Origin of the sequence: Alteromonas halophila (genome assembly GCF_014651815.1) — a bacterium.
GTDB lineage: Bacteria > Pseudomonadota > Gammaproteobacteria > Enterobacterales > Alteromonadaceae > Alteromonas > Alteromonas halophila.
Genome location: NZ_BMXP01000033.1, coordinates 1 through 983, shown reverse-complemented (window position 1 = coordinate 983; position 983 = coordinate 1). Strand labels below are relative to the sequence as shown.

Annotated in this window: 1 protein-coding gene; it reads left to right on the top strand. The window is 50.9% G+C overall.

The genetic code is table 11. The features are described from left to right. Positions 1-60: 60 nt before the first annotated feature. Positions 61-983 (top strand): IS256 family transposase (locus IE054_RS17770; protein WP_189408602.1); only part of this gene is annotated, 923 nt, incomplete at its 3' end.

Below are 983 nucleotides of genomic sequence, written 5' to 3'. Positions count from 1 at the left end.
GAGAGTGTAAAAATATCTGTGTAAATGGCATTCTTATCAACTCCTTAGAAGGATATCAGAATGCCATTATCAGACAAACTCATCGACCAACTGCTTGACGGCTGTGATTCACCAGAAGACATTTTAGGCGAAGCTGGCCTGCTCAAGCAGCTTACCAAGAAGGTTGCTGAACGAGCGTTGGAAGCTGAAATGGAAGCCCATCTGGGCTACGCGCCCAACGATGCGACGGGTAACAACAGCGGCAACTCCCGCAATGGCAAAACGAAGAAGAGTGTTCGCAGCACCAATGGTGATGTCGAACTCAATATTCCCCGCGATCGCAATGGCAGTTTCGACCCCAAATTAGTACGCAAAGGCGAACGTCAACTAAACGGGTTTGATGAGCGCATTGTCGCACTCTATGCCCGCGGCATGACCACGCGCGATATTCAGGCTTACCTTGAGGAAGCTTACGGTGTTGAGGTCTCTGCCACCTTCATATCGCAGGTAACGAACGCGGTGATGGACGAGGTTAAGGCCTGGCAGCATCGGCCGCTGGAAAAACTTTACCCGGTCGTTTATCTCGACTGTTTAGTGGTTCGTAGCCGTGACTCTGGCGTGGTACAAAACAAATCCGTGTATCTGGCGCTTGGCATTAACACCGACGGTGAAAAAGAGTTATTAGGCCTGTGGATGGCGCAAACCGAGGGGGCCAAGTTCTGGCTGTCGGTGATGAACGAGCTTAAAAACCGTGGTGTTGAGGATATCTTTATCGCCTGCTGTGATGGCCTTAAAGGCTTCCCGGAAGCCATTGAAGCGGTTTACCCGAAAACACAGGTGCAACTGTGTATTGTTCATCAAATTCGGCATTCGCTGCGCTACGTGAACTGGAAACAGCGCAAGACCATCGCGGCAGACTTAAAACTTATTTATGGCGCGTCCACTCGCGCTGAAGCCGAGCAAGCGCTGGAAGACTTCGCGATAAAATGGGATTGCGAACACCC